This window comes from Paenibacillus sp. J31R120, from assembly GCF_056269225.1.
Genome location: NZ_JBWDNN010000001.1, coordinates 1,164,429 through 1,183,801, shown reverse-complemented (window position 1 = coordinate 1,183,801; position 19,373 = coordinate 1,164,429). Strand labels below are relative to the sequence as shown.

Below are 19,373 nucleotides of genomic sequence, written 5' to 3'. Positions count from 1 at the left end.
TCTACAAGTCTCCAAAGTCAAAGTCGTTAAGTTCATCGAGACTCTCCTTCTCTTGTTCATTAAGCGGCTGCTGCAGCCGGGCGCCGGCCGATTCTGCGCTGACTCCCCACAAATCGCCCATCATCTCGGCAATTGCAGCCTTCTCTCTCGGCTCGAACGAACCGAACGCTCTGCGCAGGAATACGAGCGACCGCTTGAACGGCTCCGCCTCCAGCGACCCGACATATGCATCCAGCTGACGCCACAAGTAAGTTCTTGACAGCAGCGCATAGCGATTGCGCATGGATATCCCCTCGAACCAACCCGCCCCCAGATCGGCAGGGATGCCGGGGGACAGCCTTCTGGATACTTCCTTCGCGCACTCCTCCTCGCCAGCCGCATTGCGTTCCAGCAGGATCGAGAATGCATAGCCGGACAGCTTCGCGTTGCGGTCGTCACGCTCTGCGAGCCTGCGCAGCTGGTCTATCCACAGCTGATCATCCAAATCTTCATAATGCTCCTGCGCAGCTGTATTCAGCAGATGAATGGCTTCGATTATGCCAGCCGCCGCGTCATCATTGCAGCCTGCCGCTTCTTGAAACATCAGCGCTCCGCGCAAGAAGAGCTGCTGCATGATCGGAATCAGCGCAGCCGTATCGACTCTGCGGATGGAATCGTATTGAAGCATGACAGACAGTTCGTGAACCGTCTGAGCAATCTGCTCGAAGCTGCCTGCATCCACCGCAAGCCGCTGCAGCGTGCTTGTCGCCTGTCCCATCACCTGCGGCAGCCCGCATTCGCATGAGCGGCGAATCAGCTTCGCGGCTGCCGCAATATCCGCGCATGCCAGCAGCTCCTCGTGAATGACGTATGCGGTAGCCAGCTCGATCGTCTCGCCCTTAAGCGTCGACTCCACCGTCTCAATCTCGGCTTCCGGCGACCATTGCAGCACCCAGTGCTCCGCCCAAGTCGCGTCGCTTTGCCTCACGTTTTGCTTGCGGGCGAAGCGAATGCCAAGCGCAGCCAGTCTGTGCAGGAAGACGGATCGATTCAAGTCGAGATAAGCAGACTCCTCCGACTTCACTCTTCGATTCTCGCGCAGGTCCAGCTCCAAGTCGGCTGCCACCAGCGATTTGTACTTTTCCAGCTTCAGCCGCTTCAGCTCGCGGTTCAGGTCATCCTGCACCGGGGTTTGGCTGACGCCTTCCGGCAAGCTGCCGATCGCGGTTCCGATATCCGTCCGCGCCAGCGCTTCTGCCACGACCGAATATTCGCCGTAACCGAACAGCACCGTTGCCGCATCCCGCAGGTCCCGCCAGGTGGGCCGAATGCCGTCATGCATCGCCGCCAAGGCATCTGCTAGTCGCACAGCTTCAATGACGGAAGCCGTGGATCGCCAGGTTCCCTCCTCGCGCATCCGGGAAGCGACGGAGGACAGATACAGCGCAGGTAGCGCGGCAAGATCGCCCTGTTGCATGCAGCACCAAAGCAATTCGAAATAGGCTGGCGCCTGATTGCCGGCGCCATAACCGGAATGTGAGGACAATTTGTAATAGGAATAAGGCATCAGCGTCATCTTCGCTGGCACACGCGGAAGCTTGGCTAGCTCCTCGTCGGTCATTGCTGGCAGCGACAGCGCAAGCGCCGGTGTGTGATGCGCTCCGCTCAGCACCACAATCTTCTCAGGCAGATGTCCGCTCGCAACCGCTTCATGAATTTTGCGCCTCATATACGATTCGCGTATCTCATTGTAAGCTGATTCCTGCGGTGCCAGCCTAAGCTCTTCGTCCTCTGTAAGGACTCTCATCTCGGTCGAGTAATGCAAGATGGCGCGCCGGTAGGCATCCGGCTGAAGATTATGCTCGAAGTGCCTCTCCCAATACGATTCATAATCCGGCTCTCCCGAGAGCTCCGCTATCCGGCTGTATAAGCTACCAGTTGATAATTGCGGCTCATCACTTCCAGAGGCTTCCGCCTGCGGAGCGCGTCTCCGATCGGCGAGCGCCAGCGAGACCTCCGTAGGCAGATCGATGAATTCCGCATGGCAGTTATTCCGCTTGGCCCACTTGAGCGCCTGATATTCCGGCGAATAGTCGGCAAAGGGATAGAGCAGCGTACGGACGGGAAGCTGATCCGTGTAAGCCAGTAAAGCCACCGGAGGCACAACACCCCGAGACGTCAGTTGAGCAGCCAGTTCCCCCGCGTCGCTGGGCCCCTCGATCAGGATCGCAGTCGGCTTCACGGCCTGCAGCAAGGCGAGCAGATGATACGACCCTGCCGGCGAGAGATGCCGGATGCCGAAGTAATGAGGCCCCGAAGCTTCGCTCACCCGTTCATCTCCGTACAAGCGCTGTACAGGCTTCGCCATGAGGACCCCCGTTTTTTCATAATATTGTCGAGATATTCCTTCCACACCTGCTGATCCTTCGTATCGTCCTTCACGATCGCTCCCTGCAAGCCTGCTGCCACATCTTCGTCGGTCAGCTGGCCGTTGCCGAAGCTGCCGGCAAGCGCCATGCTTCCGGTCAAGAGAGAGATGGCCTCAGCTGTCGAGATGACGCCGCTTGGCGACTTCAGCTTCTCCTTGCCGTCCAGCGTCACGCCGCTGCGAAGCTCGCGGAAGATGGTCACCACTTTGCGGATCGCATCCTCGTCCGGCTGCGAAGCGCGCAGCTCATAGCTTGCGGATATCTCGCTCACACGTCTGCGCACAATATCGATTTCCGTCTCAATGCTGGACGGAGCCGGCAGTACGATAATATTGAAGCGACGCTTCAAAGCCGCCGACATTTCATTGACGCCACGGTCACGGGTATTCGCCGTCGCAATGATGGAGAAGCCTCGCTCCGCAGAAACCTCACGCCCCAACTCCGGAATCGAGATAGTCTTCTCCGACAGGATCGAGATAAGCGCGTCCTGCACCTCGGATGCGCAGCGGGAAATCTCCTCAAAGCGGGCGATGCCTCCCCCTTCCATAGCGCGAAGAATAGGACTGCGAATGATTGCCTGGTCGGAAGGTCCTTGCGCCAGCAGCAGCGCATAGTTCCATGAATAGCGGACATGCTCCTCGCTTGTTCCCGCCGTCCCCTGCACGACCTTGGATGAATCGCCATGGATGGCAGCAGTCAAGTTCTCCGACAGCCAAGACTTCGCCGTGCCCGGCTCCCCGATCAAGAGCAGCGCTCTGTCCGTCAACAAGGTGGCGATCGCCATCTCGACCAACCGCTTGTTGCCGATATACTTCGGTGTAATGACGGTGTCTCCCGCCTGGCCGCCTGTGATAAAGGTCAGCACAGCACGAGGAGACAGCTGCCAGCCCGCCGGCTTCTCTGCCGCTTTGTCCGCTTCCCGAAGCGCTTCCAGCTCATGCGCATACAACTTCTCCGCCGGCAATCTTAAGACATTTTGTTTTTGATCCATTCCCATACTCCGCTCCCTCTCTCGCTTGTCGCATCATCGGGCGCAGCTTCCAGCGCCTCGATGAGCTCTATCATTAATTGTTTTACGGAATCATAGGCCAAGCCCTCGGCAATGATGCGAAGCTCTGGCGCATAAGACTTCGGCAATGACGCAATCATTCGCTGCAACCGGATGTCCATATAATAGAACATACGCTGACCCTGGCTGCGAAGCAGCTCCATCAGCAGCTCCGGCGCTTTCTTATAGCCGACGCGGAACAAGGTCGTCAACACGTTAAGCGTCTGATAATCGTTAATTCTGGCGCGTTCCTCCAGCTTGGAGGTCAAATACGAGGTAATGGCGCGATCTTCACCCTGGGCGAAGTAGCAAACCAGCTCCGTCATATCCTGCTCGGCAAAGAGATGGACCCACCGCGCATCCCAAGCACTGCTTGATACCGCATAGATTCTCTCTCCATCCTCGTATAGCTGCTCATGAACGATGGATTGCAGGGCGTTCTGCAAACTCTTAGCCGAAGCAGAGCGCCCCTTCAAATCCGGGGCAAAACGATCATACAGCTCGGAAGGCGACAAGCGTCTGTATGCAGCACGGAAGCTGTAAGCGATAAATTTGCGCTTGTATCGGGTATGCAGCTCGATGCCGAATGCATCGGCTGCTTCGCTGTTCAGTTCAAGCAGCAAATCCGCGGCCGTTTCTTGCACTGCCTCGGTATCGGCTTGGATGAACGCTTCCGTATGAAGCAGCCGCTTCACTAGCGGTAGAGCTTCTGCCGCAAGCTGCTGTCCGTGGCCTTCCAGACAGCGGATATAGGTATACAGCTGCCCGATTGCCGTGACGCGCTCTTTCCCCTCCAGTTCCAGGCAACGGCTTAGCTCTTCATCTGCCTCTATGAGAATACGCTTATGAAGCATGAGTTCGTCACATGCCTTGATGGGATCGATGACAAGCTCTCCGCCCTTCGACTTGGCCGCTTCGAGCAAGCGATCGATTGCCCATGGGGAGCCCAAGCGGGCAAGGGCGAAGAAAGCCGCTTGGCGGACTTCTCTACGCTTTTCGGCGCTCTGCTCCAGCAGAAACTCCTCCTGATCAGGGTAGCCGCCGAGCAATTCAATCGCGGCAACCTTAAGCTCAAACGTCCCGGAGTTCCCCGCTTCCTTCACAAGCTCAAGCACCGACTCGCCTTGCAATCGATACAGCAGCTTCAGCCTTCTTGCATCCCCTTTGCCCCCTTGAAAATTAAGCCCCGTGCGCAAAGCGGGGACAGCTGGCAGGCCGAACTCCGGGATCATCTTCTCTTGTACGAATTCGGGAATCTCGGCATACACATCGTCAAGCGCACCGCAGATCGCCGGTATTACGCGCAAATCGAGGAAGCTGCGGTCCTCGTAGGATTGGCGAAGCTGCTCCAGACGTCCTTGGCCCTTCGTGGTAAGTGCCATAAGCAAAGGATGCAGCCTTCGATACGTCAAGTCGGTAGGTAATAGGAGCCCTTCGCTTTCCACAGGCTGCGGGGTTCCTTGCACATCCGTCTTGCCTTGCGTATGAAGAATTGCGCTGAGCAGCGTCGACAGCTCCAGAAGCTTCGCCGGACTATCGGCGCGCGGCGCGGATATCAGACCTTCCGCCGCATCTGCAAGCCGATTGAACACAGGTGCGGATTCACCGATCCTTCTTAAAGAAGGTACTAATTTGGATATTCGCAAGTCGCCTTCCGCCAGTGCGCTGCCGGCAACAAACAGACGGCGTACCTCTTGCTGCAAGTTAAGCAACAGATCTACACTCATATCTTCTCTCTCCTCTAGTACAGCAGCCGAATGATTCGGCGCTCCGTGATGATGCTCATGGGCTGGACTTCCAGACGTCCGGTATCGACATCATGCCGGAACATGACTAGCGCAGCCTGTTTCTTCAGATCGTCCGCCGGCAGCAGCGGCAGAATCTCTTCCAGGCGCTGGGGAGCGGTAATCACGGTCGATGCCACAGGAAGATACTTGCCCTGCGCATCGCGAAGGACGTACCCCTCCTCCGTCTTCTCGATCGCCTCGAAGGCGACCAGCTTGACGGGATTGCGGTCCGACAGCGGATTTTTGATCCCGTTCTTGACGGCCTTCACCACATCGGGGTACGAAGCTGCCGCAAGAGACTTCACCGTGCTATAGTCCGCATTCGAGGCATCGCGTTGCTTCGTTTTCTCCCAGCGCACTCTGGCATTGCCGTCCCCCGGATAGATGAACAGCTCTTCGGTTTGTATGACTGCATGGAAGGTGTCTTCTTCCTTGATCGCTTTGGCTGCGCGGAAAGGGCGAAGTTGCCTGGTAATATGTACGTTGCCGTCTTGCAGATCCACCCACCATCCGGCATCTACATATTCGCCGCGCGCCGTATCCGTGTAAGACAGGAAGGACAATTGCAGCAGCTCCGCATCCCGCTTCACCCGGCCCAGCTCCCTAAGTTCGGCCAGCTGCCAGGCATGACCCAGCAATTCTTCCAGCGCCGTCTCCGTATCCTGCGGCGAATCGGGATCAGCGAGACGCTGCTCCAAGTAGCTTCTGCCCTTCCGGGCAAGCGCATAGAGACGGATAAGCTGCTCCATAGCCCGGGTATATGCACCTTCCCGGTTATCTTCCTCCGTCAGCAGCAGCGCAAGCTCCTTCAGTTCCGCTTGCGCACCGGGGATATAATAATTGCCTAATTGCTTCGCTTGATCTTCAAGCAGACGCAGCGTTTGCTTGTCAATGCCGCCCAGCCCGTTCTGCACCGTCTGCAGCACCAGCTTCTCCAATAGGCTTAATCCTTCCATTTGAGCATTCATTTTTTTGATCAATGCGGATTTGTTCACCTTCCGTTTGGCTGGGGGAGCATCTCCCCTCGCCTCTGCCGATTCGGCTTCCTTCTTCTTCTCCTCGCGTTTCTCCGCCTTCTCCCGCTTCTCCGCGATATCTTCAGGAATTTCGGCTTGCTCGAAAGGCTTCCCGAGGGCAAAAGCGTACATTAAGCCCAGCGCATGCTTGCATGGAAATTGTCTGCTTGGACAGGAGCAGCGGGATACAGGACTTTCCTGCTGGATGAAGTCGACCGAACAGCGGTACGGTTGTTTGCCGCTGCCCTTGCACTCGCCGAATAGAAGCGAGCGGTCTTCCGTTATACGCAACACTTGGAAACTGTTCTTCTTGACCAGATCCCGGCCATTCTTCATCGCCCCTGCATTAGGGGCCAGATGATCGATAAATGCTTCTGTTAGAAAATTCATGATCTACCTCGCTAATGATGATGGAATCGTAATACCTTCTACACGGGGACGCCGATTTCCTTTTTACGGAATAGGCCGCCATAATCCAAAGCCTCCTAGTAAAGTATGCCGGGCCCGCACCCGTCCATTCCTATCTTTTCACCCTTTTCCCGCTGTATTGGCGGTCCTATCGGGCAAAAAAAGGACTATGCACATGCTGACAAACTGCAGCACATGTATAGTCCGTCTTCTATTACAATTTAGTGAACTTTCACACTTTACTTCATCATACGCAGCAGTTTTTTGTAAAGCTTGTCTAGCAGATGGTTGATCCATTGCGTCAGTCCATATAACAACAATACGGAAGCGACAGCAAAGAGCGTCAATAACAAGCCGCTGCTGATGGTTAAAGTTTCCCGCACGATTCCGCGAATGATCAGAACGGCATACGTTAATCCGATCATCCCGCTGCCGATCCCGAACAGTCGTTTCATTCGGATCACCACATCCTCTCCCCCTGAAGCCGCTGCGAACAGCTCTACACCTTCAATAGCGGCGTCATTCCGCAAAGCTAGACTTCAAGGTACCCTACTAAAGTATACCAAAAGCATGCCATACAGCACTATTCCGACGATGAAGGTGACGGCTCGAGGCCATACAGCTGCCCGCAGCCTGCCTGAATATCCGAGCCGAATTGCGTTCGGACCGTAACCTGAATGCCCCTGGCCTTCAACACTTGCACAAAGGATCGGACCCGCTCGCGGTCGGATTGCTCATAGTCAGGCGTCTCTTCCGTTGCATTATATGGAATCAGATTAACATGATACAGGTGCTCCCATGTTCCTCTTCCTCTCAATAACTCTGCCACAGCTTCGGCATGCTCGGCCCCGTCGTTCATCCCTCTTAACATGATGTAGGCAATGTACACTTTGCGTCCCGTCTCCTGGATATGCTTATCCAATACCTCCATGACATCGCGGATTGGAAACCGCTCATTGATCGGCATAAGAGCACTTCGCTGCTCATCGAACGGCGAATGGAGCGAGAACGTCAGGTTCACTTGCGGAAACTCCTCTCTAAGCCGCTGTATCCCCGGCAGAATGCCAATGGTGGATACCGTAATTCTGCGCTGGCCCAATCCAAACAACCGGGGATCGGTCATCACCTTCAGCGCTTCGAACAGATTAGGATTGGCGAGCGCCTCTCCCATTCCCATAAAGGATACACTGTCCAGAGCATACCCGTTCAAATGAAAGTACAGGAGCTGGTCGGTCATTTCGTCAACGGTCAGATGACGTTTTAGCCCCATCGTTCCGGTGGAGCAGAACCGGCAGCCGAATCCGCAGCCGCATTGAGAAGAGATGCAATAGGAATCCCATCCACTCTTGTAGCTTAATCTGACGGCTTCGACTCTTTCATTGCCCGCAATCGCTAACAAGAACTTGCTGGCCTGCTCCGATCGCTGCTCCAAAACCGGGGTTACAGAGGACACTCGGTTGCCCAGTTGTTCCACTAAGGCATGCCGCAAGAATTGAGGCAGCATATGCATCTGTTCATATTCGCCGATCCTCTGCTTAAAAATTGCTTCAGTAATTTGCTTATATCGATACCCTGGCTGTTTCAAGCTTTGCAGGATGTGTTGAATCTTTTCATATTTAGATGTTGGCTTCATCTTAATCTCCCTCTAGCTCGGAGAAAGCACAAAAAAGCACCAGCGAACCGGTGCTTTTCTGCATCTTGCATTAACCAACTATACGTCACATCGAAGAACACTTTGCCTATGACAAAGAGCGCTAATGGCGACGATCTATAGGAGGATAAAGTTCCGGTAGCTGTTTATTGTAATGGTGAACCATGCCGACAATCGCTTTCCTTGACAGGTTCACAACCACATCTACAACTTCACACATCACTTCATCCTCCTTCCAAAACATAAGAATACGTACAATCAACACCATAACAGCTTACGTAGTTGCCGTCAAATCGAATCATATGTCATTAGACCAACGCAATTATCGATAGGAGAGTTTTATTATTGATTGACCAATCATTTTTAGGCTAAAAAATAAGTTCTTACCGAATACGTTCCACGCTTAAGAGGTTTGCAGCTCCTTTATCGTTGCCGCGATGCCTTGTTCGAACGCGGTCTTGCGGATCGGGCCAATATGCCGCTCATACTTCTCCCCGCTTAATACCACAGGCTCTTCGGTCAAATATAACATCTCGACGACTTCTTTCATAACCGGAACGCCCATGCCAATGAGGGAGAGACCTATCCGTCCCAGCGGAATGACGGCTTTGGAAGCTCCGCTAGCCTGCTGCGCAATACGCACAATGTCGCGGCCCGAGATCAGACCCGCGCCCGGGATATTCCAGTTCTGGCCGTAAGCGTGGTCATGCCTGGCAAGCTCTACGACCATTGCAGCGGCATCCGGCAGATAGACATATTCGCGAGGAGTACGCATGTTGCCGATAAAAAAGGCCATTTTCCCCGCCGCAATGGCTTCTAGCGTAGAGCCCAAATAGGAAGCGGCATTAGCGGTTGGGCCGTAATAGTCTGGCAATCGCGCAATGATAACGCTCGACCGGGCCCATCGGCTCTTGTCGAACAGCATATGCTCGAATTGCAATCTAGTCTTCCCTTTTCTCGTATGCGGCGCCTTCGGATGATTCTCGTCCACCCGCTCCGACTGTCTCCTGCCATACGGATAAATGCCGTCAATCGCTACAACTTTAATGCCAAGCCGATTCGCCGCTTCCATAATCGCTTCCCCGAGCGGGAGCAGCTTGCTCTGCATCTCGTTGTATGGAACGTTCGCGCAATGAAACAACACATCCGCATCCTGGGCTGCGGCAATTATATCTTCTGGCTTCAGAGCATCCCCCTCTGCAAAGGATAAGTTCGCATACTCGCCTATGCTTGCCGACAATTCATTCAGCTTCGTACGCGAACGCCCGAATGCGATCGTCGGAATGCCCTGCTTCGCCAGCTCTTCCGTAATTGCGGCGCCTGTGCCCCCTGTTGCTCCAATCACAATTGCTTTCTTCATCCCCATCAACTCCCTTATTGGATTCATTTGAATGTCCTTATCATATGATGAATTTAGTAATTGGTCAATCACTAATTAATTGATCAATTAATTATTTGGTCTGAACAGGAATTATGCTGCGATACGATATAAACGAAAAACAGCGACAATCCAGGACCTTCTTCCGTCCAGGGCTGTCGCTGTGCCATTTCCAGCATAATTGTCCTTGATTTAAAATGGGCTCATGCCTGCAGTGTTTACTTTTTCCCCCTCTATGGATATCCCCATTTGTGATGTAATTTTATGATAAAACCCAACTCGTCGAGCGATGCGTCGGTCGCTTTCGTCGAGGTTCCCTTCCAGATTGCCGTTAATAATCATAATGGTAATTCCAAATCCCGCCTCTGTTCTTCCTTTCGAACGATCAGATTCAGTTGGCGTCCAGCTGCCCACCATCACATCATGAGCGGAGGGCTTGGGAGGCTGAGGTGTCATCCAGAACAGGAGAGCCGTCATAAAGCCTAGCTTGCCGTCATTAACAATAAGCTCAGGCTGCTGAAGCAGCGTATCTTTGGTGCCATAGATAATTCCACTAATCAATCCGTAATTGTAATTCCAGCTTAGCTGAATCGGTCCACGCCCATGATAGGATTTGCCTGCTGCTGGCGGAAAGTTGTCATTTTCTTCAACATAATTGACCGTGTTGGTGTTCATATAAGCAATTTCTTCATTCCAAAACAGTCCCCATGCAAGCGGACCTCCAGGGGATGTTGGCGCACCTCCGCCCGTTTCATGTGCAATGTTGGCAAGAAATGCCGCAAGCTCTCGCTTTCGGTTCAAGTCAGACCCTTCTTTAATAAAGGAACCAAAATCAACCGTTTGCGACAAAATCGGAACGTTCTTATTGGGGAGTGTATGAAAGTTAACGTTTTGGTAGATCAGCGTTTCTGTCTTTGTTTCTTTATCCAGGCGAAATACGCGGCTGTTGGCAGTATCATCCTCTCTGTATTCCACCTTATATTTGATATTAGCGACATCCGTAATGGCCGCAATCAAGTTGTCATAAGAGTAATAGTCGATTTGATCTGCATCGTAATAAGCTTGGTCAGCGGCAAATGTATGCCATTCCTTCGTACCAATCCGGTAGGGAAACAATTGTTCATAATTCTCTCGCGACAGTGCGCTTTGTACGGCGGCTACGGCATTGGCTGGTGAAAATTGCGGATCTATTCCGTCCCACAAGGATAAGACCTCGGAATCAGAAAGTATGCGGCTTTGGCCAACCCGCAATTCATCTAAAGCTTCAGATTCCATTTCACTTCCCCCTTCAGTCCTCTCTTCAGATGAGAGCGTTATTGGTGCTTGTCGTTTTATTTTCGCAGAATGTGAAAAGGGATTTGATGCTAAATAGGTGAACAACAACCCAACAGTCAGTGCAACAGCGATCATAAAAAGAATTCTCTTCCATGTCATCCCGATTTTCATAATCAACCTCCAATTCTGGAAACAAAGCACGATTCCAATTATAGTCAAATCAATAAGCGTTTTCTATAGGAGTAATCAACGATAATTGATAGACAGCCCCCTAATTTACTAACCGTACACCTGCAAAAAACACAAAAAAGGTTGGCTTCATGCGATGCCAACCTTTTAAACCATGCCTATAAAAAAGAGCCCCAACAGGAGGCTCAAAGGTGTTAACGATCGTTACTTGTATAACACTTTATCTATATTGTATTTCGCTTTCATTTCATTGATAATATACGTTTCATAAATTTCTCTATGGACAGGGTCCTCCACGATACAAACCTCGATCTTCGTGACTTCGTTCCTGTGATTTTTCATGACGGATACCGTGTCTTCAAAATGTTTTTTGATTCGCGGTCTAAGCTTACGTGCTTTGCCCACGAACAGGAGCTCATCCTGATCATTATAGAACATGAAGATTCCTCCCGTTTCTCTCGAAATCAGGTGGAAATCCGTAAACCCGTAAATATGGCTTAGCTCAGGCTCTTTCTGCTTGTGTATGGTGACATCTGGCGTTGGAATTGTGATTTGTATCATCTGCATTAGCTCCCCTTTTACCGTCCATGCTCATTTGAATAACTTATCCATTATAACTGCTTTCATTCAAGTTGTCCTGCTTTACTTACATGTGCTTTTCGAATGCCACTCTATATTGGTTGAAGATGGCCTCGTATTTCTTTTCAAAGATGGTCCAACGGTTTTCCGCTCCGTGTTTTTCCTGCAATGCATTCAAATACTGCTTAGCTGCCGCAACATCATTGGATTGCAAGAGCACATGAAAGCTCTCTTCCCCCAGATGCAAATATGGACCTGCAGTGTAATAATCAACAATCGCTCTGGCACTTGTCATTGAATCGTAGAAGGGGATAACTTCTTCTAAAGCGCTTAACAACGTTTCTCTTACATCATCCATATTCGTCTCAGCCGTAATCGCAAAACGGTCCGGAGCAGACTCCGCAATTTCCCCGATTCTTGCCCTGAAGTGACACTCCGCTTCCTGGGGTGATGTCAATATCGGCTTCCCTTGCAGCTGTGCCAAATCCGCTGAATAGATCCCGCAATTGACATAAAACATCACATTGTCCGCTGAATTTCCAGAGTATTTTTGGAAGTTGAATAGGTAGATAATGCCTTCTGTCCCCTTTTGGAAATTCAAGCTTTTCTTAGTGAATCCATGCTTGGAAAGAAACGGCTTAACGTCCTGCTTGATCAATTCGTTAAAGAGCTGCTGCAACATAATCCCTCCCAGATAAAATGGCACTGCTACTCACAAACCTTTACCCGTCGCCTTTAGCAGGCGAAGCAGCAGCTCTTTGCGCGGTTCTTGCGCCTTGCGTGCCCATGCAGCCAGCTTGTCCGCCTTGCCCCAGATCGGGTACAGCACCCGTTCAGCTTCGTAATCCGTCAGTGCCTCAATATGCTGCACCAATATGAACAGCTTGTCATCGCTTTCCAGTTCCGGCTGGATCTTCAGCTTCAACGAATCGTGGGAACGCCGCAAACAGGCAACCAGAGCAGGAGCCGAGCGTTCGGTTACCCCATGAGTTTCGGCAAATACGGCCGTGAACTTGTCGTGTGCCAGCTGATGCTCATCATCCACAAGCGCCATGTAATCCTCGACTAGCGGAAAATACCGTTCATCCGAAAGTCCAAGACCGAATATCGCATAGCTGCCTGGCATTACGCTTTTTTCGCTTTCCGTATCCATGTACCATTCATACTCTTGCATCGCAGCACGAGCATATTCCTCCAGTAACGGATGCAGCTCGGAATAAGCCAGCGCATTCGCAAAGAAACGATGCGTATCCGATTTGGCAAGCCCCTTCACAGGCAATACCTCTCTTACGCTGGATTTCAGCTTAATTTTGTAGCTTTTCGGGAAACCCTTACGCAGCAAGGAGAGAATAAACGATATTGCCAGCTCGTACGCACGGGCTTCCTCCTTGCGGATCACGACCGTAATGAGCGAAAATACATCATTAGCCTTGCATTCCGCCAACTCATGGCGCATATGCACATCCTCTGGCGAGAAGCTGTCGCTGCCTTCCTTCAGCATGCGACCGGCTTTGCTGCTGCCAAGTTGCGTTGCAAGCTCCAGGTACGTCTGGCCCCTTGATTTGCTATAGTTCGGCTCATAACGAAGAATCATTGCCGAACCGTACAACAAAAGGTCGATAGACTGATTATGCTCATCCTTGTTCTCAAAAGCAGCACCCGGCTTGATAACATATACATTAGTCCTGTATTCGGAACGAGTAATCTCGATGTAACGCGGCAAGAATACATCCTCGGCCCAATCGGTCAAAGCCTGGATCATATTGCTCCGATGCTCTGCGAGCGCTTCTGTCCGTTCTTTGTTAAGCTCCTGAATTCGGTCAAATATAGCAATTACCTTTCCAACTTCCAATTCTCGAAATAATTGCGGATCGAGCAGATGTCGCGTCAAAAAAAAGGTTTCAAGCGGCTTGGTCGGGTAGGAACTCTGCTCCAGTTTTTTCTCGATGTAGGTATGAATACGCTCCAGAAGCTGCCTCTTCTTCTCTGCATTTACTGTTTCCAGCACCACTAATTCCACAGTCCCGTCTGTCGAAGCGAAGCTTCCCTGCATGGTGAACCGGTAGTCGATGAGTGGCGACGTCACAAGCTTGTCCAGCTTCATCTTTACGAACTCCGCAAGCAGCGGCTGAACTTCATGCACCACCTGCTCCCTCGTAAAAGGTGAAGTCTGCGCAGGCTTCTTGTCCGCAGCATCCCAGCCAAAATTCAAACTGTCCACGTTAGACCTGCCGGGCCGGTAATCCAGCGTAACATCGTTAAAGATGCCTATTTGCAGTGTAGTGCGCTTGACCGCGCTCTCCACGTCCGTTCGATTTTCCTGTTCGTCAAACCAAGCATTAATCGCGGTTTTCATCTCTTCCAATGCTTCTTCCTGCAATATGTTCATCATCCCACGCCTTTCCACGAGCTTCATCCGTAATCTCGTCATGTCCTTACACTTAACTACACAAAATATGTATTAGCGTTCGCATCCCCTATTATTTTACATGCCTGAGCGCTGCCGGAACAATGAGTCAAACGTCCGGTTACCAGAAAGGAAAACCGGATTCAAAGACGTATACACGGCATAATAAATAAAAGAACCAGCTAAGATGCTGGTTCTACATGTCTTCACTCATAATGGCTTTTTGCTATAGCACACAAATTTACTGAAAAAAAGGACACCCCTATAGAATGTCCTTTGTTCCAGATGTTGTTAGATGAGAACGAACGGCAATGCTGATTCGTTAGAACCCATTTCTAATCGCCTAAATCCGTCCCTCAAAGCTCTACAATCTTAGTTGCAATGCGGCTTACAAACTCTCTATCATGTTCGACGAACAAGATGGTCGGCTCGTATTCCAACAGCAGCTCTTCGATCTGCATGCGGGAGATGACGTCGATAAAGTTCAGCGGCTCATCCCATATATGCAGATGCGCCTCTTCGCACAGGCTTTTGGCGATAAGCACCTTCTTCTTCTGACCGCCGCTGTATGCGGAAATATCCTTCTCGAATTGCAATCTGGAAAAGTCCAGCTTTCTGAGAATTGCCTTGAACAGGCTCTCATCAATGCCATGCTCCCTGGCGTAATCGGTCAGATTGCCCTCAAGATGCGACGTGTCCTGCGAGACGTATGAAATCTTCAGTCCGCTCCCCACTCGGAATGTGCCGGTATGGGTGATCGGTTCGCCAAGCAGCAGCTTGAGCAGGCTGGACTTGCCGGAGCCGTTTTTGCCGGATAACGCGATTCGCTCGCCTTTCCCAATACCAAAGCTGATATCCTCACAGACCGTCCGGTCACCGTACTGAATCGACACATGATCGAATTCGGCCAGCTGGTCCCTGTGATAGTTAAGCTGTGCGATCTTTAGGCTTTCAGAGCTTTCGAGGTTTTTCAGAAGCTTGGATTTATCGTCAATCGCCGATTGCTGGCGCTGCTCCATCGACTTGGAGCGCTTCATCATTTTGGCCGCTTTATGCCCGATATAGCCTTTGTCCACCTTGGAGCCGGAGTTTAGGGTGCCGTTTTTCGTCTTCTCCACTTCATCCGACCAGTTGCCCGTACGCTTGGACGCTTCGGACAACCGCTTAATATCCTTCTTCAGCTTATCATTCTCTGCCAGCTCGTAGTTGTCTTGCTTCTGCTTGTTCTCCCACCAGTCGGAGAAATTGCCCTTCTGAATGTCAATATTGGTCCGGTTGATGGACAAAATATGGTCAACGCAGTTATCCAGAAACGCCCGGTCATGCGATATCAGTATATATCCGCGCTTAGACTTCAAATAATCGCTGACCAGTTGTCTGGCGCCCATGTCCAAATGGTTCGTCGGCTCGTCGATGAGCAGGAAGCTGTTCTCCTTCAGGAACAAAGCCGCAAGCAGCACCTTCGTCTGCTCGCCGTTCGACAAGGACGAGAACGGCCGGTACAGGATCTCTTCTGAGACATCAAGCAGCGTAAGCTCCTTCGCCAGCTTCCAATACTCGTAATCCGGGTAGATCTCATCGACGATGTCGATCGCCATATGGTCCCGATTCTCAACGTGAAACGGGAAGTAGTCAAAGCTTACCTTGGCCGATATCGTGCCGCTGTACTCGTATTTCCCCAGCAGCAGATTCAGGAACGTCGTCTTCCCCCGCCCGTTTCGGCCTGTGAATCCCAGCTTCCAATCGGTGTCGAGCTGAAAGCTGACCCCTTCGAATATATTGTCGTAGCTGCCATCATAGGCAAACGTCAGGTTCGATACTTGAATTAATGACATATAGGATGCCTCCCTGTATAAAAAAATAAGAGCTGCAAGAAAGACGCCCTCTCGCAGCTCAAATCAAGCTATACAGCCCTATCCAGCCAGCCAATGCCAGAAATGAATAGAGGTATCCCGTTTGAGTGAAGAAGATGCAGTCTTTCTTGCATACAAAAAATAAAACAAGCGATGTTGTCCGTTCGGTCCATCTTGTTTTATTGTCTCGCATCGTGCGCAAGAAATCCTACATCGATCCTCTTCACTCCAATCCTTAAATTACTGCCATATTACCATATCCTCAACCGGGATTCAACCATTGGCAGTCTGAGCATTCGCTTGCTCCGCCTTGTTGACTGGTTCTCTTCGCTGCCACTTGACCTTATACATCACCAATCCGGCAATGAGCAATACAGCGCCGATCGCTTTCTGCGGGGTCAAAGGGACCTCCTGCAAGCCAAACCAGCCCAGCGAATCCCACCACAACGCGCAGAGCAGCTGGGATGCCATCACAATCGCAATCGCGTAGCTGGCGCCAAGCTGCTTGACCCCGTTCACCACACATGTGACAACGCCGATTCCAAGCAAGCCGCTGAACCAGTACCACACGGGCATGGTGCCAATGTCGAAGAACGCCCGTCCTTCCATCAGTACACCCATTCCGAACGATGCAAGCAAGCCCATGCCCAGCACAAGCGCCGATGTTGTATGCGAGCTTACGGCTAGGCTGACTTTGTTATTGAACATTGTCTGCACGCTGATCAAGCAGCCTGCCGCCATTGCCATTACAATTCCCCAAATCATGGCCTCTCTCTCCTGTCCTCAGTTTCATAAATATTTCGTCCCGCTACCCGGTTTAAGCCTTGTCGGTCCCTCACGATAAGCATTCCATTGTCCCGCTTCACTAATCCATCGGTAATGAAGCCAAGCAACACCCGATTCATATGCCGGTAGCTCGTTCCGAGCAGGCTTGCCGTATCCTTAATAGTCGATATCGCCACCCCATCCTCCCCACCTTCGCCGCTAGATGAGGTAACGGATAACAAATAACTGGCGAGCCTGACTTCTACTGGATGAAGCAGATTGAAGCTGAGCGACAAGGATTTCGAATAAAACTTTTCGGTAACCTTATCAAGTAGAAACCGCAAAAATCGGGCTTCCCCGTCTAATTCACTCAGCCAGCGCTTATGGAAGGCAATCGTCTCCACTTCCGTAACTGCCGTCACGGTATTGAGATTGTCCCACCCCCGGACACCCTCAATCTCGCCTAAAATGCCTAGAGGCTTCATAAAAGCGACCAGTAAGGTGTTACCTTCGAACGAGGTTGTATAGACCTTCACCTTACCTTGTACAAGGAAATGAATGTACTGAGGCTCTTCCCCTTGCTTGCACAGCTCCTCCTCCGGCCCAAAACGGAACAGCATCAAATGTTTTTGCAGTAATTCGGGCAATACATCGGCAAGCTGAAACTGCCGGATATAGTCTTCCGTTCTCTCTTCGTTATGGCTCGCTTTCATCCGCTCATCATTCCTTCATCTCCATATACAGCGGCAGCTTACAAGGTTAGACATAGGATGCCAATAACCATCAATCCTAAGCCAGCCCATTGTGTTCCCCGCAATTGAACGACAGCCGCTGCTCCGAACCAGCCGGCCTTCTCCATCATCAAGGTCGCGATCATCTGCGCGATTAACAGCGATGCTACAGTCAATGCCGCGCCATTCATGTGATAGGCTGTAATGTTGCTGAACAAGATAAAAGCAGCAAACGCCCCGCCGAAGCGATAGACCGGCTTGACCTCCTTCAGATTGCGCCACGACTGGTCGCCGAGCAGCAGCACAATCAATAACGCGGCTATAAATCCCGTTCCTTGCGTAAGAGTCGCCGCTTGCCATGTGCCGATCCGTTCGCCAATCGACGCGTTAGCTGTCCCTTGCAGGGTCAAGAATGCTCCACCGAGCACCGCATAGATTACGCCTTTCATTTTCCGCTCTCCCTTCTTACATCCTACCTCTTATTTAACGATAAGGAGACAATTGCAGGAAAGGACATATGTCCTCAGCACAATAGAAGAATGGCCTCATCCCTTCTCCCAGCTCAAACTTTGCAGCAAAAATAAAAAGCCCGCGGCTCATCGCCGGGGGCTGGCAGCATCCTGCTGCGATCTTGCTCTCTTCTGTGGTTCTACGCGTCTTTGTTTCTCGCTGTCTGCAATGCGCTCTCGTTGTGATGCAATTTCTTCAGCATGGATTGATAGACATTGCTTTCGTTCACGCTGAGCCCTTGCCGGTTGTCCTTCAAAATCATTCGGTAGATATTGCGCTTCAACAGTTCACTTCTCCGGCCCAACACTTCTTTGTAAGTCATGTCCAATCACCATCCTCTATATTTCCTATCTATTATATCGGAGATGAAAAAACATGAAAAACCGCATATGACGACAATAAAATTGAAAATTCTCGCCATTTCCTGAAAATGCCGCACAGAGAAGTGATGATCGAAAAGTTGCTCCCGTATGCTCGCTTAGACGCCCCAACATCCGATTTACGAACCTTACATCCCCCGAAATTTCTCAGGAGTCATGCCTGTGAACTTCATAAACACCCGATAAAATGGGCTGGTGCTGGAAAATCCAACCATATAACTGATGTCCGTTACGGTATGCGTACTCCCCCGAAGCTGCCGTTTCGCTTCCTCTACCCGCAGGCGCAGCACATACTGATACGGCGTAACTCCCGTAGCCAGCTTGAATGAGCGGATAAAATGATATCGGCTCTGAAGCGCGATGGCCGCAAGCTGGTCAATCTCCAACTGCTCCGTATAGTGAGTACGGATATAATCGAGCACTTGCATCATGCTCCAATCCGACGCCCGCTCCGCCTTTAACGCCGGTTCAGCCTTCAGTCTTCCCTCTGCCGCAAGCATAGCCCCAAGCTCGGCAAGTGCCAAAGACTCTGTCTCCTCCACGGCCAATGCATTCATATGGTCCATCGCGATGAACCGGGACGCGCATCTCTGAAAGTAAGTCAGCATCGCAGCAGGCGCGAACGCCCTCTGAATCGGCTGCTCCTCCCGGCACGCTTGCCTAATTAGCTTATCCTTTGCAATCACGATAATAATGCCTGAATCATTGCTCATCTGGAAGCAATGGCGATCCGCTGGATGGACGACCAGCCCTTCGCCCGCGCGCAGCTCCATTGGCCGGCTCTCGTAATAGAACTCGCAGCTTCCTTTGATCGGCACGGTAATTTGATATTCATGATGATGGGCATGAGGGATATTAACAAATTCATTTTCTATTTTGTACAGCTCGATATTCGGCAATCTAATCTGCATTTGTGTCTGCATGGCACTCACCCTGGAGTAATTATAGCAATTATTGCGCGAATAGAAAGCATTTTTTGCGAGGCGCA

At 51.4% G+C, this 19,373-nt stretch carries 17 protein-coding genes; all 17 read right to left on the bottom strand.

Features of this window, described 5'->3' with window-relative positions; genetic code table 11:
• Position 1: 1 nt before the first annotated feature.
• On the bottom strand, positions 2-2,347 hold the full coding sequence (locus AC0YNW_RS05415) for a DUF5682 family protein (protein WP_475831047.1): 2,346 nt from the start codon (positions 2,345-2,347) through the stop codon (positions 2-4).
• A complete protein-coding gene (locus tag AC0YNW_RS05410; RefSeq protein WP_475831046.1) occupies positions 2,305-3,399 on the bottom strand; it encodes an ATP-binding protein in 1,095 nt (364 codons plus the stop codon). The genes AC0YNW_RS05415 and AC0YNW_RS05410 overlap by 43 nt, the downstream gene beginning before the upstream one ends.
• Positions 3,375-5,183: a HEAT repeat domain-containing protein gene (locus tag AC0YNW_RS05405; protein WP_475831045.1), complete on the bottom strand. Its 1,809-nt coding sequence runs from the start codon at positions 5,181-5,183 to the stop codon at positions 3,375-3,377. The genes AC0YNW_RS05410 and AC0YNW_RS05405 overlap by 25 nt, the downstream gene beginning before the upstream one ends.
• Positions 5,184-5,197: 14 nt before the next feature.
• Positions 5,198-6,649 carry an SWIM zinc finger family protein gene (locus AC0YNW_RS05400; protein WP_475831044.1) on the bottom strand — a complete coding sequence of 484 codons (1,452 nt, stop codon included), beginning with the start codon at positions 6,647-6,649 and terminating at the stop codon, positions 5,198-5,200.
• Positions 6,650-6,906: 257 nt separating this feature from the next.
• Entirely contained in the window at positions 6,907-7,197 is a 291-nt protein-coding gene (locus AC0YNW_RS05395) for a hypothetical protein (RefSeq protein ID WP_475831043.1), read from the bottom strand.
• Between the two features lie 53 nt (positions 7,198-7,250).
• A complete protein-coding gene (locus AC0YNW_RS05390) occupies positions 7,251-8,300 on the bottom strand; it encodes a Cfr family 23S rRNA (adenine(2503)-C(8))-methyltransferase (RefSeq protein WP_475831042.1) in 1,050 nt (349 codons plus the stop codon).
• A gap of 421 nt (positions 8,301-8,721) precedes the next feature.
• Positions 8,722-9,678, bottom strand: coding sequence for an SDR family NAD(P)-dependent oxidoreductase (locus AC0YNW_RS05385; RefSeq protein WP_475831041.1), 957 nt, complete (start codon positions 9,676-9,678; stop codon positions 8,722-8,724).
• A gap of 210 nt (positions 9,679-9,888) precedes the next feature.
• Positions 9,889-11,142 carry a chitinase gene (locus tag AC0YNW_RS05380; RefSeq protein WP_475831040.1) on the bottom strand — a complete coding sequence of 418 codons (1,254 nt, stop codon included), beginning with the start codon at positions 11,140-11,142 and terminating at the stop codon, positions 9,889-9,891.
• A 222-nt stretch (positions 11,143-11,364) separates the two neighbouring features.
• Positions 11,365-11,721 (bottom strand): nucleotide excision repair endonuclease, encoded by a 357-nt coding sequence (locus AC0YNW_RS05375; RefSeq protein WP_475831039.1) that lies wholly within the window; start codon positions 11,719-11,721, stop codon positions 11,365-11,367.
• Positions 11,722-11,806: 85 nt separating this feature from the next.
• Positions 11,807-12,421: a DUF4304 domain-containing protein gene (locus tag AC0YNW_RS05370; RefSeq protein ID WP_475831038.1), complete on the bottom strand. Its 615-nt coding sequence runs from the start codon at positions 12,419-12,421 to the stop codon at positions 11,807-11,809.
• 30 nt (positions 12,422-12,451) lie between these two features.
• Positions 12,452-14,131 carry a DUF6138 family protein gene (locus tag AC0YNW_RS05365; RefSeq protein ID WP_475831037.1) on the bottom strand — a complete coding sequence of 560 codons (1,680 nt, stop codon included), beginning with the start codon at positions 14,129-14,131 and terminating at the stop codon, positions 12,452-12,454.
• 371 nt (positions 14,132-14,502) lie between these two features.
• Positions 14,503-15,981 (bottom strand): Lsa family ABC-F type ribosomal protection protein, encoded by a 1,479-nt coding sequence (locus tag AC0YNW_RS05360; RefSeq protein WP_475831036.1) that lies wholly within the window; start codon positions 15,979-15,981, stop codon positions 14,503-14,505.
• 291 nt (positions 15,982-16,272) lie between these two features.
• Positions 16,273-16,764 carry a DMT family transporter gene (locus AC0YNW_RS05355; RefSeq protein ID WP_475831035.1) on the bottom strand — a complete coding sequence of 164 codons (492 nt, stop codon included), beginning with the start codon at positions 16,762-16,764 and terminating at the stop codon, positions 16,273-16,275.
• Positions 16,761-17,477 (bottom strand): Crp/Fnr family transcriptional regulator, encoded by a 717-nt coding sequence (locus AC0YNW_RS05350; RefSeq protein WP_475831034.1) that lies wholly within the window; start codon positions 17,475-17,477, stop codon positions 16,761-16,763. Before AC0YNW_RS05350 ends, AC0YNW_RS05355 begins: the two co-directional genes overlap by 4 nt.
• A gap of 38 nt (positions 17,478-17,515) precedes the next feature.
• A complete protein-coding gene (locus AC0YNW_RS05345; RefSeq protein WP_387475200.1) occupies positions 17,516-17,944 on the bottom strand; it encodes a DMT family transporter in 429 nt (142 codons plus the stop codon).
• A gap of 200 nt (positions 17,945-18,144) precedes the next feature.
• Complete coding sequence (locus AC0YNW_RS05340; protein WP_387475198.1) at positions 18,145-18,327, bottom strand: hypothetical protein; 183 nt, start codon at positions 18,325-18,327, stop codon at positions 18,145-18,147.
• Between the two features lie 186 nt (positions 18,328-18,513).
• The gene (locus AC0YNW_RS05335; RefSeq protein ID WP_475831033.1) at positions 18,514-19,308 is read right to left on the bottom strand and encodes a helix-turn-helix domain-containing protein; all 795 of its coding nucleotides are present in this window, start codon (positions 19,306-19,308) and stop codon (positions 18,514-18,516) included.
• Positions 19,309-19,373 lie beyond the last annotated feature (65 nt).